Annotated in this window: 24 protein-coding genes; 14 read left to right on the forward strand and 10 right to left on the reverse strand. The window is 71.5% G+C overall.

The features are described from left to right. The first annotated feature begins 77 nt into the window (after positions 1-77). The 3 genes from FHS44_RS33105 (at position 78) to FHS44_RS33115 (ending at position 2,428) form a co-directional block, all read left to right on the forward strand. Positions 78-1,034, forward strand: coding sequence for an FKBP-type peptidyl-prolyl cis-trans isomerase (locus FHS44_RS33105; RefSeq protein ID WP_184722062.1), 957 nt, complete (start codon positions 78-80; stop codon positions 1,032-1,034). 242 nt (positions 1,035-1,276) lie between these two features. Then, positions 1,277-1,918: a helix-turn-helix transcriptional regulator gene (locus tag FHS44_RS33110; protein ID WP_184722065.1), complete on the forward strand. Its 642-nt coding sequence runs from the start codon at positions 1,277-1,279 to the stop codon at positions 1,916-1,918. 33 nt (positions 1,919-1,951) lie between these two features. After that, a complete protein-coding gene (locus FHS44_RS33115; RefSeq protein WP_184722068.1) occupies positions 1,952-2,428 on the forward strand; it encodes a DUF3291 domain-containing protein in 477 nt (158 codons plus the stop codon). On the opposite strand, the gene FHS44_RS33120 is transcribed toward FHS44_RS33115, so the two are convergent. Further along, positions 2,374-3,396: a DUF3866 family protein gene (locus FHS44_RS33120; RefSeq protein ID WP_221461614.1), complete on the reverse strand. Its 1,023-nt coding sequence runs from the start codon at positions 3,394-3,396 to the stop codon at positions 2,374-2,376. The two genes, FHS44_RS33115 and FHS44_RS33120, sit on opposite strands and share 55 nt — an antisense overlap. A 113-nt stretch (positions 3,397-3,509) precedes the next feature. Here FHS44_RS33120 and FHS44_RS33125 point away from each other — a divergent pair, with 113 nt between their 5' ends. The 8 genes from FHS44_RS33125 to FHS44_RS33160 all read left to right on the forward strand — a co-directional run bounded on the left by FHS44_RS33125 (position 3,510) and on the right by FHS44_RS33160 (position 11,311). Beyond that, positions 3,510-4,469 carry a helix-turn-helix transcriptional regulator gene (locus FHS44_RS33125; protein WP_184722074.1) on the forward strand — a complete coding sequence of 320 codons (960 nt, stop codon included), beginning with the start codon at positions 3,510-3,512 and terminating at the stop codon, positions 4,467-4,469. A 37-nt stretch (positions 4,470-4,506) separates the two neighbouring features. After that, positions 4,507-5,463: a helix-turn-helix transcriptional regulator gene (locus FHS44_RS33130; RefSeq protein ID WP_184722077.1), complete on the forward strand. Its 957-nt coding sequence runs from the start codon at positions 4,507-4,509 to the stop codon at positions 5,461-5,463. Between the two features lie 24 nt (positions 5,464-5,487). Then, entirely contained in the window at positions 5,488-5,676 is a 189-nt protein-coding gene (locus FHS44_RS33135; RefSeq protein WP_184722081.1) for a hypothetical protein, read from the forward strand. A gap of 65 nt (positions 5,677-5,741) precedes the next feature. Next, the gene (gene tatA / locus FHS44_RS33140; RefSeq protein WP_184722084.1) at positions 5,742-6,071 is read left to right on the forward strand and encodes a Sec-independent protein translocase subunit TatA; all 330 of its coding nucleotides are present in this window, start codon (positions 5,742-5,744) and stop codon (positions 6,069-6,071) included. A gap of 139 nt (positions 6,072-6,210) precedes the next feature. Then, positions 6,211-7,005 carry a twin-arginine translocase subunit TatC gene (gene tatC / locus FHS44_RS33145; protein WP_246436469.1) on the forward strand — a complete coding sequence of 265 codons (795 nt, stop codon included), beginning with the start codon at positions 6,211-6,213 and terminating at the stop codon, positions 7,003-7,005. An 18-nt stretch (positions 7,006-7,023) separates the two neighbouring features. Next, positions 7,024-7,911, forward strand: a complete 888-nt coding sequence (locus FHS44_RS33150; protein WP_184722090.1) for a diacylglycerol/lipid kinase family protein — start codon at positions 7,024-7,026, stop codon at positions 7,909-7,911. A gap of 350 nt (positions 7,912-8,261) precedes the next feature. Then, a complete protein-coding gene (locus FHS44_RS33155) occupies positions 8,262-10,991 on the forward strand; it encodes a DEAD/DEAH box helicase (protein ID WP_184722093.1) in 2,730 nt (909 codons plus the stop codon). Between the two features lie 152 nt (positions 10,992-11,143). Further along, on the forward strand, positions 11,144-11,311 hold the full coding sequence (locus FHS44_RS33160; RefSeq protein ID WP_184722096.1) for a hypothetical protein: 168 nt from the start codon (positions 11,144-11,146) through the stop codon (positions 11,309-11,311). 67 nt (positions 11,312-11,378) lie between these two features. Here the strand turns inward: FHS44_RS33160 and FHS44_RS33165 are convergent, their stop codons facing one another. From FHS44_RS33165 to FHS44_RS33175, 3 genes are read right to left on the reverse strand one after another with little or no spacing between them, the layout of a single operon-like run. Next, a complete protein-coding gene (locus tag FHS44_RS33165) occupies positions 11,379-12,806 on the reverse strand; it encodes an RNB domain-containing ribonuclease (RefSeq protein ID WP_184722098.1) in 1,428 nt (475 codons plus the stop codon). 49 nt (positions 12,807-12,855) lie between these two features. After that, the gene (locus tag FHS44_RS33170) at positions 12,856-13,767 is read right to left on the reverse strand and encodes a 5'-3' exonuclease (protein ID WP_184722101.1); all 912 of its coding nucleotides are present in this window, start codon (positions 13,765-13,767) and stop codon (positions 12,856-12,858) included. 34 nt (positions 13,768-13,801) lie between these two features. After that, a complete protein-coding gene (locus FHS44_RS33175; protein ID WP_312863905.1) occupies positions 13,802-15,022 on the reverse strand; it encodes a PP2C family protein-serine/threonine phosphatase in 1,221 nt (406 codons plus the stop codon). A gap of 248 nt (positions 15,023-15,270) precedes the next feature. Between FHS44_RS33175 and FHS44_RS33180 the strand changes: the two genes are divergently transcribed. Together FHS44_RS33180 and FHS44_RS33185 are read left to right on the forward strand one after the other, a co-directional pair. Further along, positions 15,271-16,395 (forward strand): M24 family metallopeptidase, encoded by a 1,125-nt coding sequence (locus FHS44_RS33180; protein ID WP_184722107.1) that lies wholly within the window; start codon positions 15,271-15,273, stop codon positions 16,393-16,395. 75 nt (positions 16,396-16,470) lie between these two features. After that, the gene (locus FHS44_RS33185) at positions 16,471-17,619 is read left to right on the forward strand and encodes an acyl-CoA dehydrogenase family protein (protein WP_184722110.1); all 1,149 of its coding nucleotides are present in this window, start codon (positions 16,471-16,473) and stop codon (positions 17,617-17,619) included. A 7-nt stretch (positions 17,620-17,626) separates the two neighbouring features. Here the strand turns inward: FHS44_RS33185 and FHS44_RS33190 are convergent, their stop codons facing one another. From FHS44_RS33190 to FHS44_RS33200, 3 genes are all read right to left on the reverse strand, one after another. Continuing rightward, positions 17,627-18,301: a hypothetical protein gene (locus tag FHS44_RS33190; protein ID WP_184722113.1), complete on the reverse strand. Its 675-nt coding sequence runs from the start codon at positions 18,299-18,301 to the stop codon at positions 17,627-17,629. A gap of 235 nt (positions 18,302-18,536) precedes the next feature. Further along, on the reverse strand, positions 18,537-19,949 hold the full coding sequence (locus FHS44_RS33195) for a dihydrolipoyl dehydrogenase family protein (RefSeq protein WP_184722115.1): 1,413 nt from the start codon (positions 19,947-19,949) through the stop codon (positions 18,537-18,539). Positions 19,950-20,001: 52 nt separating this feature from the next. Next, entirely contained in the window at positions 20,002-20,955 is a 954-nt protein-coding gene (locus FHS44_RS33200) for a pirin family protein (RefSeq protein ID WP_184722118.1), read from the reverse strand. Between the two features lie 110 nt (positions 20,956-21,065). On the opposite strand from FHS44_RS33200, the gene FHS44_RS33205 reads away from it, so the two are divergent. Beyond that, positions 21,066-21,551 carry an Lrp/AsnC family transcriptional regulator gene (locus FHS44_RS33205; RefSeq protein WP_184722121.1) on the forward strand — a complete coding sequence of 162 codons (486 nt, stop codon included), beginning with the start codon at positions 21,066-21,068 and terminating at the stop codon, positions 21,549-21,551. A 40-nt stretch (positions 21,552-21,591) separates the two neighbouring features. Here FHS44_RS33205 and FHS44_RS33210 read toward each other — a convergent pair whose 3' ends face one another. The 3 genes from FHS44_RS33210 to FHS44_RS33220 all read right to left on the reverse strand — a co-directional run bounded on the left by FHS44_RS33210 (position 21,592) and on the right by FHS44_RS33220 (position 25,172). Beyond that, positions 21,592-22,563 (reverse strand): N-acetylglucosamine kinase, encoded by a 972-nt coding sequence (locus FHS44_RS33210; protein ID WP_184722124.1) that lies wholly within the window; start codon positions 22,561-22,563, stop codon positions 21,592-21,594. Beyond that, on the reverse strand, positions 22,560-23,822 hold the full coding sequence (locus tag FHS44_RS33215) for a 6-phospho-beta-glucosidase (protein WP_184722127.1): 1,263 nt from the start codon (positions 23,820-23,822) through the stop codon (positions 22,560-22,562). Before FHS44_RS33215 ends, FHS44_RS33210 begins: the two co-directional genes overlap by 4 nt. Positions 23,823-23,978: 156 nt before the next feature. Next, positions 23,979-25,172: an ROK family transcriptional regulator gene (locus tag FHS44_RS33220; RefSeq protein ID WP_312863906.1), complete on the reverse strand. Its 1,194-nt coding sequence runs from the start codon at positions 25,170-25,172 to the stop codon at positions 23,979-23,981. Positions 25,173-25,293: the final 121 nt, after the last annotated feature.

Here is a 25,293-nt window from a genome sequence, read left to right on the forward strand (position 1 = left end):
TCGTCGGCGGTCTTAGCACGCCCGTATGTGTTGACGGGTAGTGTGACGCAAACCTGACGTCTGCCAGAAGGATATTCATGCGCCGCCGCAGCCTGGCCGTACTGGCCGCAGTGCCATTGTTGTTCGCCGCAGCCTGTGGCTCCGAGGGAGGCACGGGCTCGGGGGCCTCGGCCACCACCTCCGCCGGGTCGGCGCCCGAGCTGAAGGTCACCGGCGCGACGAACGCCAAGCCGACCGTGGCCTTCCCCGCGAAGGTCACGGAGGTCTCCTCCTACCAGGTGCTCACACCCGGAACCGTCGGCACCCCGGCCCAGGCCGGCGCCAGCGTGGTGGCCAACCTCACCGTCTTCACCTGGGACGGCAAGCAGAACAAGCTGGTCGGCTCGACCTACGACGAGGGCGGCCCGCAACTGATCACCCTCAACGAGCAGATCCCCGAGATCCTGCGCAAGGGCTTCGCGGAGACCAAGGGCGGGGGCCGCTTCCTGTCGGTCCTCGGCAAGGACGCGCTGCCCAAGGAGCAGCAGGCCCAGGCTCCCGCGGGCCAGTCGCAGGTCTTCGTGGTCGACGTGGTCGACGTCCCCGCCGCGGGCAAGGCGGCCCAGGGTACGGCGGCCGACCCCGAGGTCAAGGGGATCAAGATCGAGAACCCCGGTGGGGACGCCGCGCCCAAGCTGACCACCAAGACCGACGAGAAGGCCCCCAAGGGACTGGTCGCCAAGACCGTGATCAAGGGCACCGGGCCCGAGGTCAAGTCGGGCCAGTCGATCCTGGTCCAGTACGTCGGCAAGATCTGGGGCTCTGACCAGGAGTTCGACAGCAGCTGGGCACGTGGCGGAGAGCCGATCATGTTCCAGATCGGCACCGGCAAGGTCATCAAGGGCTGGGACCAGGGCCTGGTCGGCGTCCCGGTCGGCAGCCGGGTGCTGCTGAGCATCCCGCCGGACCTGGGATACGGCAAGGACGGCTCCGGCGACAAGATCAAGGGAACCGACACCCTGGTCTTCCTGGTGGACGTCCTCAAGGCCTACTGACCCACTGAACGTCCAGGGACCCGGTCACGCCCCCCGCGTGCCCGGGTCCTTCGCATCACCGGTGAAGGGTTTGGGGTACCGGTGCCGTGCGTGAGGAGTTTCGGCTTGGGCGCGTCGGTGAGCTGGACTGAGGAGTGACGGAGCGAAGCGGAGGAGTGACGAGGGAAGTCACCGACTTCGGGCGCCCAAGCCCTGCGGCGCCGAAGGCGCCGCAAAAACAAGCACAGCCTAGAATCCCGCCTGTGAGCAGCGATGACCTCGGCACGGTCGCGGCCCTGCACGATCCCGTGAGGCGGGCCGTCTACGAGTACGTGGCCTCCCTGGGGCGTGAGGCGGGGCGGAACGAGACCGCGGAGGCGGTGGGGGTGCAGCGGACCCTGGCGGCCTTCCACCTCGACAAGCTGGTGGAGGCCGGTCTGCTTGAGGCGGGCTTCAAACGGCTGACCGACAGGACGGGGCCGGGCAGTGGCCGTCCGGCGAAGGTCTACCGCAGGGCGCCGGGGGAGTGGCAGGTCAGCGTCCCGGCCAGGGACTACCGTTCCATGGCGTCAATGCTGGCCGAGGCGGTCGATCGTCTCGGCGGGGAGGAGATCGCCGACGAGGTCGCGCGGCGGGCGGGCGCGCAGCTGGCGGAGCGGGGTGAGGACCTCGCCGGGGCGCTGCGCGCGCGGGGATACGAGCCCTACGAGGACGACGGTGTGCTGCGGATGCGCAACTGCCCCTTCCACGTGCTGTCGCGGGAGCAACCGCTGCTGGTGTGCTCGATGAACCTGGCGCTGTGCCGGGGGCTGCTCGATGCGCTGGGTGAGGAGGCCCGTACGGCCAGGCTGGATCCCCGGCCGGGGGAGTGCTGCGTCACTTTTTCTAAAAACAACGAAGATTGACATAGAAGAACGGGGGATGGTTTGCTGACAGGCATGCACCTAGCTCAGCTCAACGTCGGTCATCTGCGCGCCCCCCTCGAATCCCCCGAGATCGCCGACTTCGTCGCGGCCCTCGACCCCATCAACCAGCTCGCCGAGGAGTCCCCCGGCTACGTGTGGCGGCTCAAAGGAGGCGAAGGGCCGCAGGACGTCGTCCACCACGACTACGGGGACCACCTGCTGATCAACTTCTCCGTGTGGGAGGACCGCGACAGCCTGTGGGACTTCGTCTACCGCAGTGCCCACCTGGGCATCCTGCAACGGCGCAGGGAGTGGTTCCTGCGCGTCGCGGAGCCGTACTCGGTGATGTGGTGGATCCCGAGCGACCACGTGCCCACGCTTGAGGAGGGCATGGAGCGCCTGGACCTGCTCAGAACTCAGGGCCCTACACCGCAGGCCTTCACCTTCAAGGAGTTCTACGAAAGCAGCGAGGCCGCGTGGCGTCCGGCGGCCGCGGAGGCCAGGAAGTAGGCCAGGTCCTCGTCCAGCCCACGGCCCATCGTCGACAGTCTGACCGGGCAGTCCGCGAGGTCCTCGTACAGCCCCTCGACCGGGACCCCGACCAGCTCGTGCCGTACGGCCAGCGGCGCGCACTGCTCGGCCACCCGGCTGCCGAAGTCGCCGGGCAGCTCGGGCACGACCACCTGGGCGGGGGCGAGGGCGACCCTGCCGTAGGCGGTCAGCGAGTGGTGTGAGACCCCGATGTGACGCTTGCGCAGGTCGCCTTCGCTGACCCGCAGCGCCGCGACCGGCCTGCCGCCGAGCACGGAGGCCGCGTTGACGGCCTCGCCCGCGGAGACGCCGGAGAAGCCCCAGCGGGTTCCGGTGCCCAGGTTGCCCGGCCCCTGGGTGACGATCGCCACGTCGGCGTCCATCACGTGTCGGGCCGCGAGCAGGCCCGTGTGCAGCGTCACGGCCTCCACGTCGCCGCCGAACGCCTGACCGACCGTGACCACCCCGTCGAGCCAGCCCGTCTCCCTGAGCCTGGCGCAGGACATGGAGAACCAGGCGGGCAGCGCGCCGCCGTCGAGCATCACGTAGGCGACCCGGACCTCCTCGTGCCCGGCGGGGCGGGAGCCGTACAGGCCGCAGAGGATGGCGGGCAGCGCCGAGTGCAGGTCGGCGACCACGACGGGCATGCCGTCCAGCGAGTCGGCCTCGCGCAGCGCCTCGTGGAAGGGGGAGTCCTGTTCGTCCGCGCCGAGCACGGTCGCCTGCAGGGGGGTGTAGCGTGCCTTCACCAGGTGGCCGGGACCCTGTGGATCTTTCGGCAATCTGTTCGGGAGTGCCACCACCATGGCGTAACCTCCCGTACCGAGACCCATCGCGAGCGCGGTCGTGTTGAGGAGGACCGTGTCGCCCGGCTCAGGACGCCCGACCAGGGCGGGGTAGGCCAGCGCACGGACGAGCCCCTCCTCGGTGGAGACCTCGATCTCCATCGCCCCCGACCACTCTCGCCGGATCCGCGCGACCTCGCCCCTGCGCCATCTGATCACCGGGGAAGAGTAGCGCCACCTGGACGTAGAGTCATGTGAACAGGGAAGGAGGCCGGATGTCGCGCCGGAAGACCGAGCGGTTGCTGAACCTTGTGATCTGCCTGCTGGCCACGAGGCGGCCGCTCAGCGCCGAGCACATCCGCCAGGCGGTGCCCGGATACGACGCCGCCAACGACGAGGCCTTCCAGCGGATGTTCGAGCGGGACAAGAACGAGCTGCGGGAGATCGGCATTCCGATCGAGGTCCAGAAGGACCCCTGGGAGGAGGACCCGGGCTACCGGATCGTCCGCGAGTCCTACGAGCTGCCCGAGATCACCCTCGAACCCGACGAGGCGGCCGTGGTCGGCCTGGCCGCCCAGGTGTGGCAGCGGGCGAGCCTGGCCGAGGCCGCCAGCGGCGCGCTGCTGAAGCTGCGCGCCGGGGGAGTGGAGACCGACGAGGCGGGCGGGATGCTCGGTGGGGCGCTTGAACTGCGCGTCGACACCCGCGACCCGGCCTTCCCCGCGCTGTGGGAGGCCGTGCGCGACCGGCGCGCGGTCCGTTTCCCCTACCGGGCCGCGGCCAGCGAGAGCGTGCTGACCAGGACGGTCGAACCGTGGGGCGTGGTCAGCCGCCGCGGCCGGTGGTACGTCGTGGGTCACGACCGCGACCGGGGCGCGGCACGGGTGTTCCGGCTCAGCCGGATCAACGGCCCCGTCGTCCCGGTCGGCCGCCCCGGCGCCGTCGTGGTCCCCGAGGGCGTGGACATCATCTCGATGGTCGGCTACCGCGACGAGATGACGGTCAGGGAGCGCGCCGCCCTCATCCGGGTCCGCGAGGGCACCTGCCAGGGGCTTCGCCAGGTGGCCAAGGCCGTACGGCAGGGCGACGACGGGTGGGACGAGCTGGACGTCGAGTTCACCGACACCGAGCGGCTGGCCGGGTGGGTGGCGGGCTTCGCCGCCGACGCCGAGGTGGCCGGGCCGCCGGACGCCAGGGAGGCCGTGATCCGCCGCCTGAAGGGAGCCCTGGCGTGAGGGGCGAGGACAGACCGACGAGCAGGGGGAACACAGTATGAGCACGGCCGACCGGTTGCCCAGGCTGCTGGCGCTGGTGCCGTACCTGATGTCCCACCCCGGGGCGCAGGTGCCCGAGGTGGCCAAGGTCTTCGGGCTGAGCGAGAAGCAGCTCATCGACGACCTCCAGCTGGTGTGGATGTGCGGGCTGCCCGGCCACACCCCGGGAGACCTGATCGACGTCTCCTGGGACGGCGGCGAGATCGTCATCGACAACGCCGACACCATCGCCCGCCCGCTGCGGCTGGGCATCGACGAGGCGAGCGCCCTGCTGGTGGCCCTGCGCATGCTCGCCGAGCTGCCGGAGTTCGGCGACCGTGACGCGCTGGCGCGGGTCATCGCCAAGTTCGAGCAGGCCGAGGGAGAGGGCGCCGCGGCGGTCAGCAGCCAGGTCGCCGTCGAGGTCGGCGCGACCCCGGACGCCCTGCCGACCGTCAACGAGGCGCTGCGCCGCGGCAGACGGCTCTCGCTGCGCTACCACGTGCCGGGCCGCGACGAGATCACCCCGCGCGAGGTCGACCCGATGCGCCTGGTCGTGGTGGACGGCCGCTCCTACCTGTCCGGCTGGTGCTACCGGGCGGAGGCGGTCAGGCTCTTCCGCCTCGACCGGATGCTCACCGTCGAGATCCTCGACGTGGCCGCCGACCCGCCCGCGGACGCGGTGCCCGACGAGGTGACGCCCGGGGTGTTCCGGCCCTCGCCGACCGACGAGCTGGTCGAGCTCGAACTGACCCCCGCGGGCCGCTGGGTCGCCGAGTACTACGCGTGCGAGGAGGTCACCGAACTGGGCGAGGGGCGCCTGAAGGTGACACTGCGCGCCCGGGACCAGGGCTGGCTGGTACGGCTCGCGCTGCGCCTCGGCGACACCGGCCGGGTGCTCTCACCCGCCTCACTGGCCGAGAGCGTCAGGCGGGCGGCGACCTCGGCGCTGAATCGTTACGAGTCGGTCTCCTGACATGCGCCGTTATGATCGGCTGTCATGAGCTGGATCTTCGCCGCGGTCGGACTCGCCTTCGCGGGCCTGCTGGTGCTGGGTTTTCTGGGGGTTCGCGTGCTGCTGGCCACCCGGGCGCTGGGCCGGGAGGTCGCCAGGATCCGCCAGACGGTCACCCCCGCACACAGCGCCTTGAACGAGCAGGTCCGGACAATCCCCTCCCGGAAGGGATGAGTCTGTGCTCACGGGAGCGTACGATCGGGCAGGAGAGTGCATGTCGTTCGGCCTAAGGATGTGTCATGCCTAACCTGGGACCCACCGAGCTGATCATTATCGGCGTGATCCTGATCCTGCTGTTCGGTGCGAAGAAACTGCCGGACGCGGCTCGCGGCCTGGGCCGGTCACTGCGGATCTTCAAGTCGGAGACCGCCAAGCTTCGCGACGACGACGAGACGGACACCCGTACCACCGTCGTCCAGACGCAGGCGCAGCCCCAGCCGGCCGCTCCGGCCCCCCAGCCGCTCCCCACGGCTGCCGCTCCCCAGCAGACGGCCGAGGAGCAGGCACGTGCCCTTGAGGAGCAGGCCGCGAAGCTGCGCGCCCAGGCCGGTGCGGCCAAGCCGCAGTAGGGCCGAGGCGGGGCGTCCAGCCCGCTTCTCACCACCTCACTCGTCAGACCGGGATTCGTGAATGGCGCTGCTGAAATGGCCCAAGCCGGGCTCGAACGGACCGGGATCGTCCGGAGTGTCCGAGGGGCGCATGCCACTCATGGAACACCTCCGTGAGCTGCGCAACCGCATCCTGATCTCCATGCTCGCGCTGGTCGTCGGCGTCGTCATCGGCTTCCTGTTCTTCCAGCCGATCTGGGCGTTCATCACCGAGCCCTACTGCAGCCTGCCCGCGTCGCAGACCCTGCGGGCCGGAGAGTGCACCTTCGCCATCCGTGGCGTCTTCGAGGCCTTCTTCGTCAACCTGAAGGTCGCGGTGATGTTCGCGATGGTCGTCTCCTCACCGGTCTGGCTGTACCAGGTGTGGGCCTTCGTCACCCCCGGTCTGTACCGCAACGAGAAGCGCTACTCGCTGTCGTTCCTCGGGCTGGCGATCCCGCTGTTCCTCGCGGGTGCCGGGCTGGCCTACCTCATCATGGACACCGGGCTGGCGATCCTGCTCAGCTTCGCGCCCGACAACGCGATCCCGCTGCTGGAGATGGACGACTACCTCACCTACGCGCTGGTGATGCTGGTCATCTTCGGAGTCTCCTTCGAGCTGCCGCTGCTCATGGTCTTCCTCAACGTGATCGGGGTCCTGCCGCGCGACACGGTGGCCAAGCACCGGCGCACAGTGATCTTCATCATGTTCGTCTTCGCCGCTCTCGCGACCCCGAGCACCGACCCGTTCTCGATGATCGCCCTGGCGATCCCGATGGTCGTGCTGTTCGCCCTCGCCGAGGGGTTCATGTACCTCAGGGAGAAGCGACGCCCCAAGGGTGAGGACTTCTCCAACCTGTCCGACGACGAGGCCTCCCCGCTCGACCTGGAGACGGATACCGATCCGCCGAAATAGGCGGTAGATTCCGGCGCCATGCCCGGAGAGATCGCCGTCCTCGTCAACCCGGCCGCCAGGGGCGGACGCTCACGCGGCCTGCTCGGCCCGGTGCTGCACCGGCTGCGGCGCGGCGACAGGAAGGTCTCCGTGCTCGTCGGTGACTCCGCGGATGACGCCCTCGCCCGAGCCCGTACGGCCGTCGCCGCGGGCGCGGGCACCCTGGTGGCCTTCGGCGGCGACGGGCTGGTGCACCTGGCCGTCCAGGCGGTCGCGGAGACCGGCGTCCCCCTGGGCATCATCCCCGCGGGCACGGGAAACGACATCGCCACCGCCCTCGGCGTCACCCGGGGCAGACCCCTTGAGGCGGCCGACGCCGTGCTGCGGGGCGTCGGCCGTACGGTGGACGCGGTGCGGACCGGGAGCGGCGAGTGGTTCGCCGGGGTGCTGGCCTGCGGCTTCGACTCCCGCGTCAACGAGCGGGCCAACCGGATCAGCGGGCCGCCGGGCATGTCCCGGTATCTACTCGCGCTGGCCGCGGAACTGCGTTCCTACCGGCCGATCCCGTTCCGAATCACCCTGGACGGTCCCTCGGGAGCCGAGACGATCGAACGGCCGATCATGCTGGTCGCCGTGGGCAACACCTCCTCCTACGGCGCCGGGATGCGCGTGTGCCCCGACGCCGTTCCCGACGACGGCCTGCTGGATGTGACGATCATCGACGCGGTGCCCGTGGGACGCTTCCTGCGCGCCTTCCCCCGCGTCTACCGGGGCTCCCACGTCACCCATCCCTTCGTCGCGACGAGGCGCGTGCGCGGGATCACGCTGGAGGCGCGGGACGTGGTCGCCTACGCCGACGGCGAGCGCCTCGGCCCTCTACCCCTCACCTGCGAACTCGTTCCAGGCGCACTTCATGTTTTGTGCTGATTGCGCCGCCTGGCGGCGTCGCGGGTTTGGGCTGTGTTCCTTTTGCGACGCCTGCGGCGTCGCAGGGCTTGGGCGCCTGAGGTCGGTGACTTCCCTCGTCGTTCCTCCGCTGTGCTTGCTTTGCGCCGCCTGGCGGCGGCGCGGGCTTGGGCGCCCGAAGTCGGTGACTTCCCTCGTCGTTCCTCCGCTTCGCTCCGTCACTCCTCAGTCCAGCTCACCGACGCGCCCAAGCCGACACTCCTCAGTCTAGAAACCGACGCGCCCAAGCCGAAACTCCTCACACTTGGCGTCGGGCATGGGCTGGGGCTCGTGGGGCGGACCGGAATGTTGATATCGGTAGGCTTGGAGGCATGACGACCCCAGCGGAACGTTACGCTGCCTTCCGTCAGAGCCAGGCCGACAGTGGGCCGGCGCTGACCTCGTTCCGCGGTCTTTACAGCTTCGGGCTGGACGATTTCCAGTTGGACGCCTGCCGCGCCCTTGAGGCGGGCGACGGGGTGCTCGTGGCGGCCCCGACCGGCTCGGGCAAGACCGTGGTGGGGGAGTTCGCGGTGCACCTGGCCCTGCAGGAGGGCCGCAAGTGCTTCTACACGACCCCCATCAAGGCGCTCTCCAACCAGAAGTACAACGACCTGGTCAAACGGTACGGCGCCGCCAAGGTCGGCCTGCTCACCGGCGACAACAGCGTCAACGGTGAGGCCCCGATCGTCGTCATGACGACCGAGGTGCTGCGCAACATGCTCTACGCCGGGTCGGGGACCCTCGCGGGGCTCGGCTTCGTCGTCATGGACGAGGTCCACTACCTGGCCGACCGGTTCCGCGGCGCGGTCTGGGAAGAGGTGATCATCCACCTTCCCGAGTCGGTACGGCTGGTCGCCCTGTCGGCCACGGTCAGCAACGCCGAGGAGTTCGGCGAGTGGCTGGGGGAGGTCCGCGGCGACACCAGCGTCATCGTCGACGAGCACCGGCCCGTCCCGCTCTGGCAGCACATGCTCGTCGGCAACCGCCTCTACGACCTGTTCCTCGGCGAGGAGGACGGCCGCAGGCCGCTGGTCAACCCCAACCTGCTGCGCCTGGCCAGGGACGAGGAGCGTCAGGCGTACGGCAGGGGCCGCAGGGGCTACTCCCGGCCGCGCAGGGGCGGCCCGCCGGACCGCGCCCAGGCCATCGAGCGTCTCGACGCCGCTGGGCTGCTGCCCGCGATCACCTTCATCTTCTCCAGGGCCGGGTGTGACGCCGCCGTCATGCAGTGCCTGTACGCCGGGATCCGCCTCACCACGGACGCCGAACGCCACGAGATCCGGCAGATCGTCGACGAGCGCACCGCCCACCTCCCGGACGAGGACCTGGCGGTGCTCGGCTATCTGGAGTGGCGCGACGCCCTGGAACGCGGGCTGGCGGCCCACCACGCGGGCATGCTCCCGGCCTTCAAGGAGGTCGTCGAGGAGCTGTTCACCCGTAACCTGGTCAAGGCCGTGTTCGCCACGGAGACCCTCGCGCTGGGTATCAACATGCCCGCCCGTTCCGTGGTGATCGAGAAGCTCGACAAGTGGAACGGCGAGACCCACGCCGACCTCACCCCGGGGGAGTACACCCAGCTCACCGGAAGGGCGGGGCGGCGCGGCATCGACGTCGAGGGTCACGCGGTCGTCCACTGGCAGCCCGGCATGGACCCGTTGCAGGTCGCGGGCCTGGCCAGCACCCGCACCTACCCCCTGCGCTCCAGCTTCCGTCCCTCCTACAACATGGCGGTCAACCTGGTCGGCCAGGTGGGCAGGGAACGTGCCAGGTCGCTGCTTGAGTCCTCCTTCGCGCAGTTCCAGGCCGACCGGGCGGTGGTCGGCTTCGCCAAGCAGCTGCGTCGCCACGACGAGGCGCTGCAGGGCTACCGCGAGGCGATGACCTGCCATCTGGGCGACTTCGAGGAGTACGCCGCGATGCGCAGGGCGCTGTCCGACCGGGAGGCCGAGCTGTCGCGGCAGCGCGGCGCGGCCCGCAGGGCGCAGGCGCTGCGCTCCCTTGAGGCGCTCAGGCCGGGGGACATCATCCGGGTGCCCGGCGGACGCAGGGCGGGGGTCGCGGTCGTCCTCGATCCGGGGCTCAACTCCCGGGGCGAGGGGCCGGCGCCGCTGGTGCTGACCGCGGGCAAGCAGGTCAAGAAGCTCTCCTCGGCCGACTTCCCCGTCCCCGTCGAGCCGGTCGAGCATCTGCGCATCCCGAAGAACTTCAACGCCCGTTCGCCGAAGGAGCGGGCCAACCTGGTCTCCTCGATGCACGCCAAGCTCGGTGACCGTGACCTCGGCAAGCCGGTCAGGGCACGCGACCACGCGGGGGAGGACGAGGAGATCCTGCGGCTGCGCAGGGACCTCAGGCAGCACCCCTGCCACGGCTGTGAAGAGCGGGAGGACCACGCCCGCTGGGCGGAGCGCTACTACAAGCTGCTCCGTGAGACCGACGGCCTGCGCCGCAGGGTCGAGGGCCGTTCCCACGTCATCGCCCGCACCTTCGACAAGGTGTGCGGGGTGCTCGACCAGCTGGGCTATCTCGACGGTGAGCACGTCACCGCCGAGGGCCGCAGGCTGGCCCAGCTCTACACCGAGCTGGACCTGCTGACCGCCGAGTGCCTGCGCGCCGGGCTCTGGGAGGGGCTGGACCCGGCGGAGCTGGCCGCCAGCGTCTCCTCGCTGGTCTTCGAGTCCCGGCAGGCGGACGAGGCCCGTCAGCCGAGGATCCCCGCGGGCGGGGTGCAGAAGGCGCTGGGCGACATGGTGCGCCTGTGGGGCGACCTGGAGGCCGTCGAGAGCGACCACGGCCTGTCGTTCATCAGGGAGCCCGACTTCGGGTTCGCCTGGGCGGCCTTCCGCTGGGCCAGGGGGCACAACCTGGACGCGGTGCTCGGCGACGGGGTCAACGGCGCCGAGCTGGCCGCGGGAGACTTCGTGCGCTGGATCAAGCAGCTGCTCGACCTGCTCGGCCAGATCGCCGACGCCTCCCCGTCCGGCAGCAAGGTGAGACAGAACGCGGGCAAGGCGATGGACGCGCTCAGGCGGGGTGTCGTGGCCTACTCGTCCCTGACCTGAGCGAGGGGCGCACCGGGCGGTCGACTGACCGTCCGGTCAATACCGCGTGACGGCAGGTGGGCGGAACGTCACCTTCAGGGCTGTTTTCTGGGATATCGCCTAGGAAATCCCCAAAGCAGAACCATGTTGGACCCCCGCCCAGGGAGGTAGGAATGCTCGCCCTCGTCGCCGCATTGCTGTTCGTTCTCGCGCTGATCTTCCAGATCGCCGGTGTGGCCGTCGGTTCCGTCGTGACCGTCACCACGCTCGTCATCGCCGGACTGGCCCTCGTCGCCCTGCACCTGCTGGGTGTCGGTGCCGGCTGGACGTTCAAGCGGTAAAGGCTGAAGAAGCACGGAAAGAGACCGGAAGGCGGGCGGCCCGGCGGAGAACGCGGGAAGCCCGCCGTCAGGTGAGGCTGAAGCGGACCTCCCGGGTCGCCGGGTCGGCGCGCGTCAGCCGTACCCGGACCGTCTCGCCGAGAGGGAGCCGCTCGCCGTCGCAGCGGGCGACCACCGCGGGCTCGGTGATCTGCACCAGCCCCCCTGATCGGCCCTCGTCCACGTCGATCACCACCGCGTCGAACGTCTGGCCGACCCGCTCGCGCAGCACGAACGCCTCGACCAGGTCGACGCACGCCCGCTCGGCCGCGCCCGCGCGCCGTCCCGTCACCCGCATGACGCCGGGCAGCTCGCCCATGATCCGCTGGATCTCCTCGGGAACCGGCTCGCCCGCCGCGACCGACAGGCAGATCTCGGTGGCGTAGCGGTCGATGAGCCTGCGCAGCGGCGCGGTCACGTGCGCGTACGGCGCGGCCACCGCGGCGTGGTCCGCCTGGGCCGGGGGTTCGCCGTTGAAGGCCACGTATCCGGCCCCGCGCAGCAGGACCGTGGACTCCTCAAGGAAGGCGGCCTGTCCGGGGACCTTCGGGTCGAGACCGTGGACGACGTCCCCGTAACCCGCTCCCTCGGGCCACGGCACACCCAGCGCGGCGGCGACCCGGCGAACCTGGGCGATCTTCTCCGCCGGGGCGGGCGGCAGCACCCGCAGCAGGCCGATCTCGGCGTCCAGCATCATCGAGGCCGCGGCCATACCGGTCAGCAGCGAGATCTGCGCGTTCCACGCCTCGGCCTCAAGGGGGGCGCGCAGCTCGACCCGGTAGCCGTCCCCGTCGGGGACGACCTCCTGGTCGGGGGTGGGCAGCGTGACGCCGCCCCTGTCGCGTTCGAGCGCCAGCCTGAGCCTGCCGATCTCGGCGAGCAGCCGCAGCGTGCCGTCCGCGGTCCCGGTGTCCACCGCCGTCTGCACGTAGTCGTAGTCGAGCCGCTCCCGGCTGCGTACCAGCGCCCTGGTCACGTCGGTGCCGACGATCCTGCCTTCGGCGTCCAGGTCGACGCACCACAGCGCGGCCGGTCTGGTCGCGCCGGGCAGCAGGCTGGCCGCGCCCTCGGACAGCACCGTGGGGTGCAGCGGCACCCGGGCGTCCGGCATGTAGACGGTCTCGCCCCGGGTGCGGGCCTCGACGTCGATCGCCCCGCCGGGCCGTACGAAGGCGGCGACGTCGGCGACGGCGTACCAGACGCGGTAGCCGCCGTGCCGCTCCTCCAGGTGCATGGCCTGGTCCAGGTCCATGGCCCCCGGGGGATCGATCGTGATCAGGGGGAGGTCGGTGCGGTCGAGCGCGGGCAGTGTGGGGGTCCCGGTGGCCTGTTCCGCCTCCGCGCACACGGCGACGGGGAACTCCGCGGGCAGCTTCAGTTCCCGTCTGATCCGCTCGAAGCCGTCACTCAGCCGCGGATGGGGTTCTTGGGGCACCCGGATGCTTTTGTGAGGCACGGGGGTCAACCTACCGCTCTCCGGCGTATCGGGCGCCGGGGGGCGGGACTCAGGCCCGCCAGCTCCAGGACAGCGCCTGGGCCAGGCGGCCGAGAGGGCCGCCGATCCCGTGGCGCCCGGCCAGCTCGGTGAGCGCCCGCGGGTCGCGCGGCTCCTGGGGCAGGGCCAGCGTGACGTCGGGCACGGGGACGTCGTGGGCGACCCTGACCACCTCGGGCGCCACCCGCAGGTAGTCGCGGGCGGCCTCCAGCCTGCTCCGCTGTGCCTTGGTGAGGTCGCCGTCCCCGTCGAGGGCCTTGAGCAGGGCGTCGAGCGAGCCGAACCGGGTGATCAGGGTGGCCGCGGTCTTCTCCCCGACCCCCGCGACCCCGGGCAGGCCGTCGCTGGGGTCGCCGCGCAGGACGGCGAAGTCGGCGTAGGCGCGGCCGGGCACGCCGTACCTCTCGGTGACGGCGGCCTCGTCGACGAGCTGGAGGTTCTTGACGCCCCTGGCGGTGTAGAGGATCCGGATCGGCACGGCGTCGTCCACGAGCTGGAACATGTCCCGGTCACCGGTGACGACGTCGACCCCGCCGTCCGCCGCGCCCCGGGGGCGCAGGGCGAGCGTGCCCATCACGTCGTCGGCCTCGTAACCGGGCACGCCGAGGCGGGCGATCCCGGCCGCGTCGAGGACCCGCTCGATCACCGGGACCTGCGGGGCGAGCGTGTCGGGGGTCTCCTCGCCGCCGTCGGGGGCGAGGCGGTGCTCCTTGTAGGACGGGATCGCCGCGACCCGGAAGGCGGGGCGCCAGTCGGCGTCCATGCACGCGGCCAGCTCACCGGGGGAGTGCTGCCTGACCAGCATGGCGATCATGTCGATGAGGCCGCGGACGGCGTTGACGGGCGTCCCGTCGGGGGCGGTCACCGACTCCGGGATCCCGTAGAAGGCGCGGTAGTAGAGCGAGGGGGTGTCAAGAAGCATCAGCCCGGGCATGGCGACCATTTAACCAAGCCGCTCACCCGGGCAGGACGATCATCAGCACACAGGTGTCGTCCTCGGGGTTGGGGCCACCGACCGCCCGGATCAGCCGGTCGAGGGCGGCCTCCCCGTCCTGCGGGCGCAGGGTGGCCGCCGCCCTGAGGGTCAGGGCGACCCCCTCGTCGATGTCGCGGTCGCGCCGCTCGACGAGCCCGTCGGTGAACAGCAGCAGCGCGTCACCTTCGCGCAGCCGTACGGCCGAGCGTTCGTACTTCTCCGACAGGGTCGCGCCGAGCAGCACCCCGGCGGGCGGTTCGAGCTGGACGGCACTCCCGCCACGGACCAGGATCGGCGCCGGATGCCCCGCCTGACTCCAGGTGAACACGCGGTTCAGCGGGTCGAGGTGGCCGACGACAGCGGTCGCGGTGGTCTCCTCGAAGCGGTGCATCACCAGGTCGTTGAGCCAGGTCAGCAGCTTGTCGGGCGGCTCGCCGGTCATCGCGAGGCCGCCGAGCGCGTGTCTGAGCCTGCTCATCTGGGTGACGGCGGGCAGACCGTGGCCGGACACGTCGCCGATGGTCAGCAGCACCCGCCCGTCAGGCATGGTCGTCGCGTCGTACCAGTCGCCGCCGAGGCCGTCCTTCAGCCCGGCGGGGACGTAGCGGACCTCCATCCGGGCGCCGGGGAGATCGACGGACGTCCCGAGGCGCGGGATGATCGCCTCGCGCAGGGCCGTGCTCACGCCCTGCTGCTCGGCGGCCCGTTCGCGGACCTCAAGCAGTTGCCTGCGTGACTCGGAGGCGATCTGCTCGGCCCTGCGGCGGCTGGTGATGTCCTGGATCACGCCGTGTACGGCGTGGCGGCCCCCGTTCACGACAGGGTCCAGGGCCGCGCGGACGTTGCGGACCTCGCCGCGGCGGCGGATGCGGAACTCGGCCTGTCCGGGCTCCGCGAGATCGACCACCGACCTGAGCAGTCCGTCAACGAGGGCGCGGTCCTGCGGCTCGACGTGGCCGACCAGGTCGCGCAGACCGATGGGCCCCTCGCCGGGATCGCGGCCGAAGATGGCGTAGGCGTGCTCCGACCAGGTGGACTCGCCGCTGTGCAGGTGCCATTCGGCCCAGCCCAGATCGCCAAGCCGTTCGGCGTGGGCCAGCCGCGCACTGAGAAGTTGTCTTTCGACGGCCATGTGCTCGTCCAGCTCTCCGCGCAACCGCTGCACCATCTCTGCCGCGGTCAGCGGGGCGGAACCGGTCACGTGGTCGTTTCGTGGGTGGAGGGGTGGCTGGTGGCCGCCCACTACGCCGACCATTTAGCTCGCTCTCGAATGTGGGGACCTGGGGACATCCTATCCACAAAATGTGATCGTCCTTCAACGGATTGTAGTGGCGTCGTCACGGCGTCGGTGGCCTTTTCCTGGACTTTTCCCCGGCTTCCAGGGCCGGTCGAAGGCACGGGTGTGGCCACCGGTGTGGCGCCGATCTGTTCCGGATTACATTGGTCGGTGTGACAAAGGAGTCCTCTGACCTGTATCCCGTGGCCCGTCTCGCCGCCGCGCAGGAGGCCACGGCCTCGGCCGGCCTCGGCGCGCTGCTGCTCACGCCGGGCCCCGACCTGCGCTACGTGACCGGCTACGAGGCGTTGCCGCTCGAACGGCTGACCTGTCTGGCGCTGCCCGCGGAGGGTCCCGCCTTCCTGGTGGTGCCCCGTCTTGAGCTGCCCGCCGCCGAGCACTCTCCCGCCGCGCGGCTCGGCATCGAGTTCGTGCCCTGGGACGAGACCGACGACCCCTACGCGCTCGTCGCCGCGCGTCTGGGCGGTGCGGGGAAGGTCGGCAGGGTCGGGCTGGCCGACCGCATGTGGGCGATGCAGTCGCTGCGCTTCCGCGACGCGCTGCCCGGGGCGGAGCAGGTGCTCGCCGGGACGGTGCTGCGGGAGTTGCGCATGCGCAAGAGCGAGGCGGAGGTGGCCGCTCTCCGCGAGGCGGGGGCCGCGATCGACGCCGTGCACGCGCAGGTGCCCGGCTTCCTGCGGGCGGGCCGTACCGAGCGGGAGGTCGGGCGGGACATCGCCGAGGCGATCCTCGCGGCGGGGCACACGACCGTCGACTTCGTCATCGTCGGCTCCGGCCACAACGGCGCGAGCCCGCACCACGAGCTGTCCGACCGGATCATCCAGCCGGGTGAGCCCGTCGTCGTCGACATCGGCGGCCAGATGCCCAGCGGCTACTGCTCCGACTCGACCCGGGTCTACTCCGTCGGGGAGCCGCCCAAGGAGTTCACGCGATACTACGAGGTGCTCCAGCGGGCCCAGGAGGCGGCCTGCGCGGCCGTCAGGCCCGGGGTCTCGTGCGAGTCGGTCGACGCGGCGGCGCGCGAGGTGATCGCGGCCGAGGGTTACGGCGACTACTTCATCCACCGGACCGGGCACGGCATCGGCCTGGAGACCCACGAGGAGCCCTACATCGTCGCGGGCAACACCGAGGCGCTGGCGCCGGGGCACGCCTTCTCGGTCGAGCCGGGCATCTACCTGCCGGGGGAGCACGGCGCCCGCATCGAGGACATCCTCGTCTGCACCGAGGAGGGTGGCGAGCGGCTCAACCATCGCCCTCGCGAACTCGTCATAGTGTGACAGGTGTAACAATCGGGGTGGCCGGCGATCCCGGCCGCCCTTTTTACTTCGCGCCCCGACCTGGAGTAAGCGGATATGACCGTTGAGCGTACGCTGCCAACCGCCGAGGCCCACGACCTGCTGGACCTCGTCCGCGACCTGATCGCCAAGGAGGTCGCGCCCAGGGCGTCGGCCGACGAGTCCGCCAAGCGCTTCCCCCGCGAGGTCTTCACCACCCTGGGCAGGTCCGGCCTCCTCGGGCTGCCCTACCCCGAGGAGTACGGCGGCGGCGCGCAGCCGTACGAGGTGTATCTCCAGGTCATCGAGGAGCTGGCCGCGGGCTGGCTGGCGGTCGGGCTCGGCCTGTCCGTGCACACCCTGTCCTCCTTCCCGGTCGCCGCGTACGGCTCGGCGGAGCAGCGCGCCGAACTGCTGCCCGAGCTGCTGGGGGGCGAGCTGCTGGGCGCCTACTGCCTGTCGGAGCCCCAGTCGGGCTCGGACGCAGCGGCCCTGAGCACCCGCGCGGTCCGCGACGCCGACGGCTACGTGGTGGACGGGGTCAAGGCCTGGATCACCCACGGCGGGGAGGCCGACTTCTACACGCTGATGGCCAGGACCTCCGACGACGGCAGCCGGGGCATCTCCTGCTTCCACGTCCCTGCGGGCACCGAGGGGCTGTCGTTCGGCGTGCCCGAGCGCAAGATGGGCATGCGCTCCTCGCCGACGGCCCAGGTCCGCTTCGACGGCGTACGGCTCGCCAAGGACGCCCTGGTCGGCCAGGAGGGGGAGGGCTTCCGGGTGGCGCTGGCCGCCCTGGACGGGGGCAGGCTCGGCATCGCGGCCTGCGCGGTCGGCCTGGCCCAGGCGGCGCTGGACGCGGCGGTCTCCTACGCGGGGGAGCGCAGGCAGTTCGGCACGCGTGTCGTCGACTTCCAGGGGATCGGGTTCATGCTCGCCGACATGGCCACCCAGGTGGCCGCGGCGCGGGCGCTCTATCTGGAGGCCGCCCGGCTGCGGGACGCGGGCAGGCCGTACGGCACGCAGGCGGCGATGGCCAAGCTGTTCGCGACCGACGCGTGCATGAAGGTCACCACCGACGCGGTCCAGATCTTCGGTGGCTACGGCTACGTGGAGGACTTCCCGGTGGAGCGTTACATGCGGGAGGCGAAGGTGCTGCAGATCGTCGAGGGCACCAACCAGATCCAGCGGCTGGTCATCGGCAGGGCGCTGGCGAAGAACGCCTGAGAGGCGCTCACAGCAGGGACACGCCGAAGAGTACGGCTGCGCAGCCGACGGTGATCAGCAGGGTGCGCAGCCGCGCCTGGGCGGTTGGGCGCAGCAGGAGGGGGAGGCCGACTCCCAGCAGCACCAGGGCGACCACGGGCCACGTGCCGTTCGCCGGTGGGAGGCCGTGCGGCACCAGGGCGGCCCGCTGGATCTCCTGGCCCTGGGTGCAGATCAGGGCGGCGAACACCCCCACGGCCACGTCGCCGCCCAGGCCCTTCCCGCGGCTGAGATAGCCCGCGACGCCGAAGCCGACCAGCGTGACGCTCAGCGCGATCTGCCAGCTCTCGTTGGCCTGGGTGATCAGCGTCTCGCCGTGGTTGAGGGCGTGGGCGACCACGTGTCCCGCCGTCAGGCCCGCGGTGGCCAGCAGGCCGTTCAGCGCGGCCCACCAGGCGTTGGCCGAGCCGCGTGTCATGACGAGCACCAGGAGCCCGTAGACGTACGGGTCGTAGATCATGGTGATCGTCGGGGGCAGGACCTCCGCGAGGGATTCACCTGCCACTGCCAGGACCATGCCAAGGGCGAGTCCGGCGAGCATCCGTTTGATGATCAGGCGTTCACGTCTGTCCAGCGCCTGGAAGTCGACCTGCCAGGGAGTTTCGTGCTGGTTGCTGTGCATGCCCTTCTCCATGGCTGCCATTTCGCCCCCCTTGCACGCCCTGGTCCGCTCCATGTACCTGCCGAAACCGTATCCTTTCCATTGGTGCCCGCTTGTTTCTAAAATATGACAAACCAGTCAAAAAACCATTTTTTCCACTGGCCAAACCGTGAACGTCGGCAGGCGTGGACCTTATGTGGAGAAGGCCGCAATCCCCGATGGACACGTGAAAAACGATCCGGGCAAAGGGCCAGGAAGATCTCCCATGACCCGCCCCCTAGAGGCCGTACTCCTCAAGCAGCCGCAGCCACACCTCGCTGACCGTGGGGAAGGCCGGTACGGCGTGCCAGAGCCGGTCCAGCGGCACCTCGGCGACGACGGCGACCGTCGCGGCCTGGAGCAGCTCGGCCACCCCGGGACCGGCGAAGGTCACCCCGAGCAGGACACGCCGCCGCTCGTCGACGACGGCCTTGGCCCTGCCCCTGTAGTCGTCCCCCAGCAGGTAGGCGCCGGAGACCGAGCCGAGGTCGTACTCGACGACGCGCACGTCGAAGCCCTCGGCCCTGGCCGCCTCCTCGGTACGGCCGACCGCGCAGACCTGGGGGTCGGTGAAGACCACCTGCGGCGGGCCGTACCCGTCGGCGACGGCGCGCAGCGCGGGCAGGTCGTCGGGCTCGCCCTTGGCCCTGGCCACGATCACGTCGCCGCACACCCGCGCCTGGTACTTGCCCATGTGGGTGAGCAGGGCGCGGCCGTTGACGTCGCCGACCGCGTACAGCCAGCCGCCGTCCACGCCGGTGGCGCGCATGCTGTCGTCGACCTTGACCGGGCCGTGCTCGGGCAGGCCCGCGGAGGCCAGACCGACGTCCCCCGTGGCGGGCGCGCGCCCGGTGGCGACCAGCAGCTCGTCGGCCTCGACGGACTCTCCGTCGGCCAGGTGGACGGTGACGGGCCCGCCGGGCGTCGGCCGTTCGACCCGGGTCACCTCCGCCCGGGTGCGCACGTCGATGCCGGAGGCCCTCATGGACTCCGCGACCAGCTCCCCGGCGAACGGCTCGACCCGGCCGAGCAGTGAGCCGCCGCGCACCAGGAGCGTGACCTCCCGCGCGCCGAGCCCGTGCAGGGCCTGCGCCATCTCGCAGGCGACCACGCCGCCGCCGAGCACGACCAGGCGCCGGGGGACCTCCCGCACCGCGGTGGCCTCGCGGCTCGTCCACGGCCTGGCCTCGGCGAGCCCGGGAACCTCGGGGAATACCGGGCGGCTCCCGGTGGCCAGCACGACCGCGTGCCGGGCGCGCAGCGTGCGGACGGAGCCGTCCCGCGCGGTCACCCCGACCACCTTGGGGCCGTCGAGTTTTCCCCTGCCCCGGACGAACTCGGCGGGCAGGCCCTCGATCCAGCCGACCTGTCCCTCGTCGTCCAGGTGCGAGACCGCCTCGTCACGCCGGGCGAGCACGGCCGCCGTGTCGATCGGCCCCGTCTCAAGGCCCGGGACCCGGCCCACCTCCGCGACGAGATCGACCGGGCGCAGCAGCGCCTTGCTGGGGATGCACGCCCAGTAGGAGCACTCACCGCCCGCCAGCTCCTCCTCGACCACCGCGACGCTCAGTCCGCCCCGGACCGCACGTCCGGCGACGTTCTCCCCAGCGGGCCCCGCGCCCACCACGACCACGTCGAACTCATCGGCCACGACTGCCTCCCAGGGCTCAGAAAACTCACCGTCCAGCTTGTCAGAGGTTGGCTCAGCGGTGACGCCCCCGGGGCTTCAGCGGGACGCCGGGCAGGTCAGGCGCGGGCAGCCGGGTTCCAGGCGCGCCGGGGACGACGCCGAAGGTCTTGCCCGTCATCCACTCCCGTCGGAACCGGACGATCTCGTCGTGGTCGCCGCCGACGAAGTTCCACCACATCACGATCCGCTCCTCGAACGGCTCGCCGCCGAGCAGCAGGACCCGCGCGTCCCGCCCGGCGCGCAGGGTGAGTTCTGAACGGCCGGTGCCCAGGTAGAGCAGCGGTCCCGGCGCCAGGTCGTTCCCGCAGGCGTTGACCGTTCCGGACAGGCTCAGCACGGCGTGCTCGAAGTCCGGTCTGAGCGGGACCGTGGCGGAGGCGCCCTCGCGGAGGGTGATCTCGGCGCCGGTCAGCGGGCTGTGGACGCGGGCGGGGGAGACGACGCCGCCGAGCTCGCCCATCAGGACCTTCGCGGTGAAGCCGGGCCCGGTCAGCGTCGGCAGCGCAGGATGGTGCTCGAAGGCGGGCTCCGTCGCACGGTGCGCGGCGGGCAACGCGACCCACAGCTGCACGCCGTGCAGGTCGCGGCCCTCGGGAGACTCCTCGGAGTGCGAGATGGCCCGGCCCGCCGTCATGAGGTTGAGCTGGCCCGGCCGGATCACCTGCTCGCTGCCCAGGCAGTCGCGGTGCAGCACCTCGCCCTCGACGAGCCAGCTCACCGTCTGCAGCCCGGTGTGCGGGTGGGCGGGCACCCGCATGGCCGTACGCTCGGGGCCGTAGTGGTCGAGGAAGCACCAGGCGCCGACCATGCGCACGTCGCGGTTGGGCAGGGTCCGGGTCACCCGCATGCCCCGGGTGCCGCCCAGCACCACCTCCCGGCCCGTGAGAAGCTCACCGGCCTGGCCCGCCACGGCGCTCGCGGGGCCGCCGCACTCGGTCTCCAGGGGCGCGCGTTCCAGGTTGCTCATGCCGAGAATGTACGGCCGCCGCCCGCCGCCCGGCACGGGTGGGGCGGTTGGGACCATGCCGTGACCATGTGGCGGCGCGAGTCCCGCCGTGGGCCGTTACCGTTGACCGGGTGGAGGAGATCGACCGCCGGATCGTGACGTTACTGGCCAGGGACGGCCGGATGAGTTTCACCGACCTCGCGAGGGAGACCGGGCTCTCGGTCTCCGCGGTGCACCAGCGGGTGCGCAGGCTGGAGAAACGCGGGGTCGTCAGGGGATACGCGGCGCTCGTGGACTACGACGCGATCGGGCTGCCGCTCACCGCGTTCGTCTCCATCAAGCCCATCGACCCCGCCGCCGCCGACGACGCGCCGGAGCGGCTGGCCCACCTGGGCGCCATCGAGGCCTGCCACAGCGTGGCCGGGGACGAGAGCTACATCCTCAAGGTCAGGGTGGCCTCGCCGCTGGCCCTTGAGGAACTGCTCAACCAGATCCGCACCTCGGCCAACGTCTCGACCAGGACGACGGTGGTGCTCAGCACGCCGTACGAGCACAGGGCGCCCGAGCTGATCGGCGAGCCCGACGAGCCGGGGGACAAACCCCGCGAGAAGGCCTGAGAGCCCCGTACAGCCCTCCGCGGGCCGTACGGGGCGAATTTCACACAGCCGCGTGGAAGTGGGCGCGTAGCGCGGCCTTGGCCTCCTCGGTGGCGCCGAGGGCGTCCAGGCCGAGCAGGGCGGCGCCCATGATCGGCGGCACGTCCGCGACGATCAGCTTCGCCTGGGGGGCCTGCTCGGCGAAGCGCTCCTCGATCAGGCAGTTCAGCAGCGGGTCGCGGGCGGTCAGCACGCCCCCGCCGAGGACGACCTCCATCGGGGTCTCCAGCAGGCCGAGACGGCGCAGCGCGACCACCGCGAGCACGGTGACCTCGTCGGCCATCCGCGTCACCACGGCCCCGGCGACCGCGTCCCCCGAGTTCGCCACGGCCATCAGCACCGGGACCAGCTCGTGCAGCCTCTCGGCGGAGGTCCGGCCGAAGTGGATGTCGAGGCAGAGCTCCTCGACCGTGCCGGTGCCGAAGTGCTCGCGCACGGCCTGGCGAAGCGCGGTCGCCGGGCCCCGGCCGTCCTCGGCGCGGATGGCCCACCACAGCGTCTCCTCGCCGAGACCGAAGCCGCCGCCCCAGTCGCCGGTGAGCTTGCCCAGGGCGGGATACCTCGTGACCTCCCCGGTCGGGGAGACCGCCGCGGCGTTGACGCCGGCCCCGCACACCACGGCGACCCCGGCGGGTCCCGAGGCCCCGGCGCGCAGCAGCGCGAAGGTGTCGTTGCCGACGACCACGTGCCCGCCGTACCCCCTGGAGAGGATCTCCGCGCGCAGGACCTCCTCCTCGGCGGGCAGGTCGGCACCGGCCACGTAGGCGGCCACGTGGTCGGCGAACGGGGGCGTCGCGTCAGGGCCGAGCATCGCCCGCACGGCCTCGGCGATCGCGTCCACGGCGGTGCCGACCCCCGCGATCTGCGGCTGGAAGGGACCGCCCCGGCCGGTGCCGAGGACGGAGCCGTCCTCGGTGACCAGCGCGACGTCCGTTTTGCTGTTGCCGCCGTCGACCGCCAGTACGGTCCTCACTCCGTCGCCCAGGGCAGGTGGGCGCGGTTGGCCTCGACGAGGCGCTGGGCGAGGTCGTCGGCGAGCGAGGCCTGGCCGACCAGCGGGTGGGCGAGCAGCGCGTCGGAGACCCGTCGCAGGCCGCCGTGCAGCGCGGCGTCGAGCGCCAGCGTCTCGTAGGCCGTGACGTGCGCGATGAGCCCGGCGTAGAGCGGCTCGACCGGCGCCACGGGCACCGCGCTGGCCCCGTTCGCGGTGATCGTGGCCGGGACCTCGATGACCGCCTCGTCGGGCAGGAAGGGCAGCGTGCCGTCGTTGCGCAGGTTGACCACCTGGGCGTCGCCCCGGTCGCCGAGCAGCGAGGCGATCAGCGCGACCGCCGCCTCCGAGTAGAACGCGCCGCCCCGCTTCTCCAGCAGTTCGGGCTTGGTGTTCACCGACGGGTTGGCGTACAGCTCAAGGAGGGTGGCCTCCATCGCCGCGACCTCGGCGGCCCGCGAGGGCTTGCTGCGCTGCTCGGACACCACGGTGTCGTGCTCGTAGTAGTAGCGCAGGTAGTAGGAGGGGACCACGCCGAGGTGGCGCATCAGGGAGATCGGCAGGCCGATGGCCTCGGCGATCTTCTCGCCCAGCGGCTCCTGGAGCGTCTTCGGCAGCACGTCCACGCCGTCGAGGCTGACCGAGCGCACCCAGGTCAGGTGGTTCAGGCCGAAGTGGCCGAGGGAGATCCGCTCGGGGGCGACCCCCAGCCCGGCGGCGAAGCGGCGCTGCAGGCCGATGGCCACGTTGCACAGGCCGATGGCCCGGTGCCCGGCCTCGATCAGCGCCCTGGTGACGATGCCGACGGGGTTGGTGAAGTCGACGATCCAGGCGTTCGGCGCGTGCCTGCGGATCTTCTCGGCGATGTCCAGCACCACGGGGACGGTGCGCAGGGCCTTGGCCAGACCTCCGGCGCCGGTGGTCTCCTGGCCGACGCAGCCGCATTCGAGCGGCAACGTCTCGTCCACGTTGCGCGCCGTCTGACCGCCGACCCGCAACTGGAGGAGTACGGCGTCGGCCCCGGCGACCCCCTCCTCGACCGAGGCCGTCGCCACGACCCTGGCCGGGTGACCGGCGTGCTCAAGCATGCGGCGGGCCATCCCCGCGACCAGCCCGAGCCGGGTGGGGTCGGGATCGACCAGCGCTATCTCGGTCACCGGCAACTCGTCCCGCAGCCGGGCGAACCCGTCGATCAGCTCCGGCGTGTACGTCGAGCCGCCCCCGACTACGGCGAGTTTCATCTGTGTGCTCCTGTCAGCGTCACGCCTCGGACGGGATCTCTCCGGGCGTAGGGGAAAGTAGGGGAAAACGGTGGATCGGGCCGCGAAGGGCGCGGCAGGGGAAGGGTGACTCCTACTGGGCGGGGGCTGCTCCTTGCTGGTGGGGGAGGTGGGAGCTCAGGACGGCACGGTCGAGCTGAACACCTCTTCGCGGGTGGCGGCGAGGGCGAGGTCGAGTGCGCCCGCGAGGACGGGGTTGCCCTCGACGGCCGACAGCAGCAGCGGGGGGCGGGGGATGGTCAGCGTGTGCAGCTCGCGTTCGACGAGCCCCCGCAGGGTCTCGCCCCCGGCCAGGAAGGTCCCGCCGGTCAGCACGATGAGCTCGGGATCGACGACGGAGGTGATCGAGGCCAGGCCGACCGCGAGCCTGGAGGCGACCTCGCGCAGCCCGGCGCGGGCGTCCCCCGCCCGTGCCCCACCCCCCTCCGCGGCCAGTACGGCGTTGCTCACGGCCTGTCTGAAGGTTCCGCCGGGCACGCCGTACGACCTGAGGATCCTGAGGACGGCGGGGCCGCCGGTGAGGGCCTGGTAGCCGTGGTTGGCGTAGCGGCCGGTCTCGCGGGCCGTGGGCGCCCCCGGGGCGGGCATGTAGCCGACCTCGCCCGCGCCGCCCGTCGCGCCCCGGTGCAGCCTGCCGCCGAGCACCAGCGCCGAGCCGAGGCCCTCGTCGGCCCACAGCAGCACGAAGTCCCGGTGCCCCCGGGCGGCGCCGTGCGCCTGCTCTGCCTGGGCGACGAGGTTGACGTTGTTCTCGACCGAGACCGGGACGCCGAGCCCCTCGCGGAGGGTCTCGACCAGGTGGGGGATGTGCCAGCCGGGCAGGTCCCTGCTGGTCGCGTAGCCGATCCTGCCGGTGCCGGGGTCGAGCGCGCCCTGCACGCCGATGACGACGCGCCTCAGGTCGGCGGGGGCGCCCGCGCCGTCGAGCGCGGTGCGGACCCGTCCCACCAGGTCGTCGGAGGGGGCGGGGGTGACCAGCCGGTGCCTGCCGATCACGGTTCCCGTGATGTCGGCGACCCTGGCGTCGATGTGGGTGTGGGTGACGTCGAGCGCGGCGACGTGCGCGGCCTCGGGGTTGAGGCGGTAGACCTCCGCGGTCCGGCCGGGCATTCCCTCGCGGATGCCGTTGAGCACGACGAGCCCCGCCTCTTGCAACCGGGCGAGCAACTGGGATGCTGTGGGCTTGGACAGACCGGTGAGGGCGCCGATCTCCGGACGGGTCAGCGGTCCACGCTCAAGAAGCGCCTGCAGGGCCGCCCGGTCGTTGATCGCCCGGAGCAGGCTTGGGGTGCCCGGGGTGGGCTGGGTCACAGGTCCTCCGTGTCCGCGCATGTTCGTACGGTCACCCGCAGGGCGGAGTTAGGAAAGTTTCCTAACCTTAAATGAATTTAAAGAACCCTGCTCAGCCGCGTCAAGCGTCACGGAGACGCCG

The sequence above is a fragment of the Streptosporangium saharense genome, assembly GCF_014203715.1.
In the GTDB taxonomy this organism is placed as follows: domain Bacteria; phylum Actinomycetota; class Actinomycetes; order Streptosporangiales; family Streptosporangiaceae; genus Streptosporangium; species Streptosporangium saharense.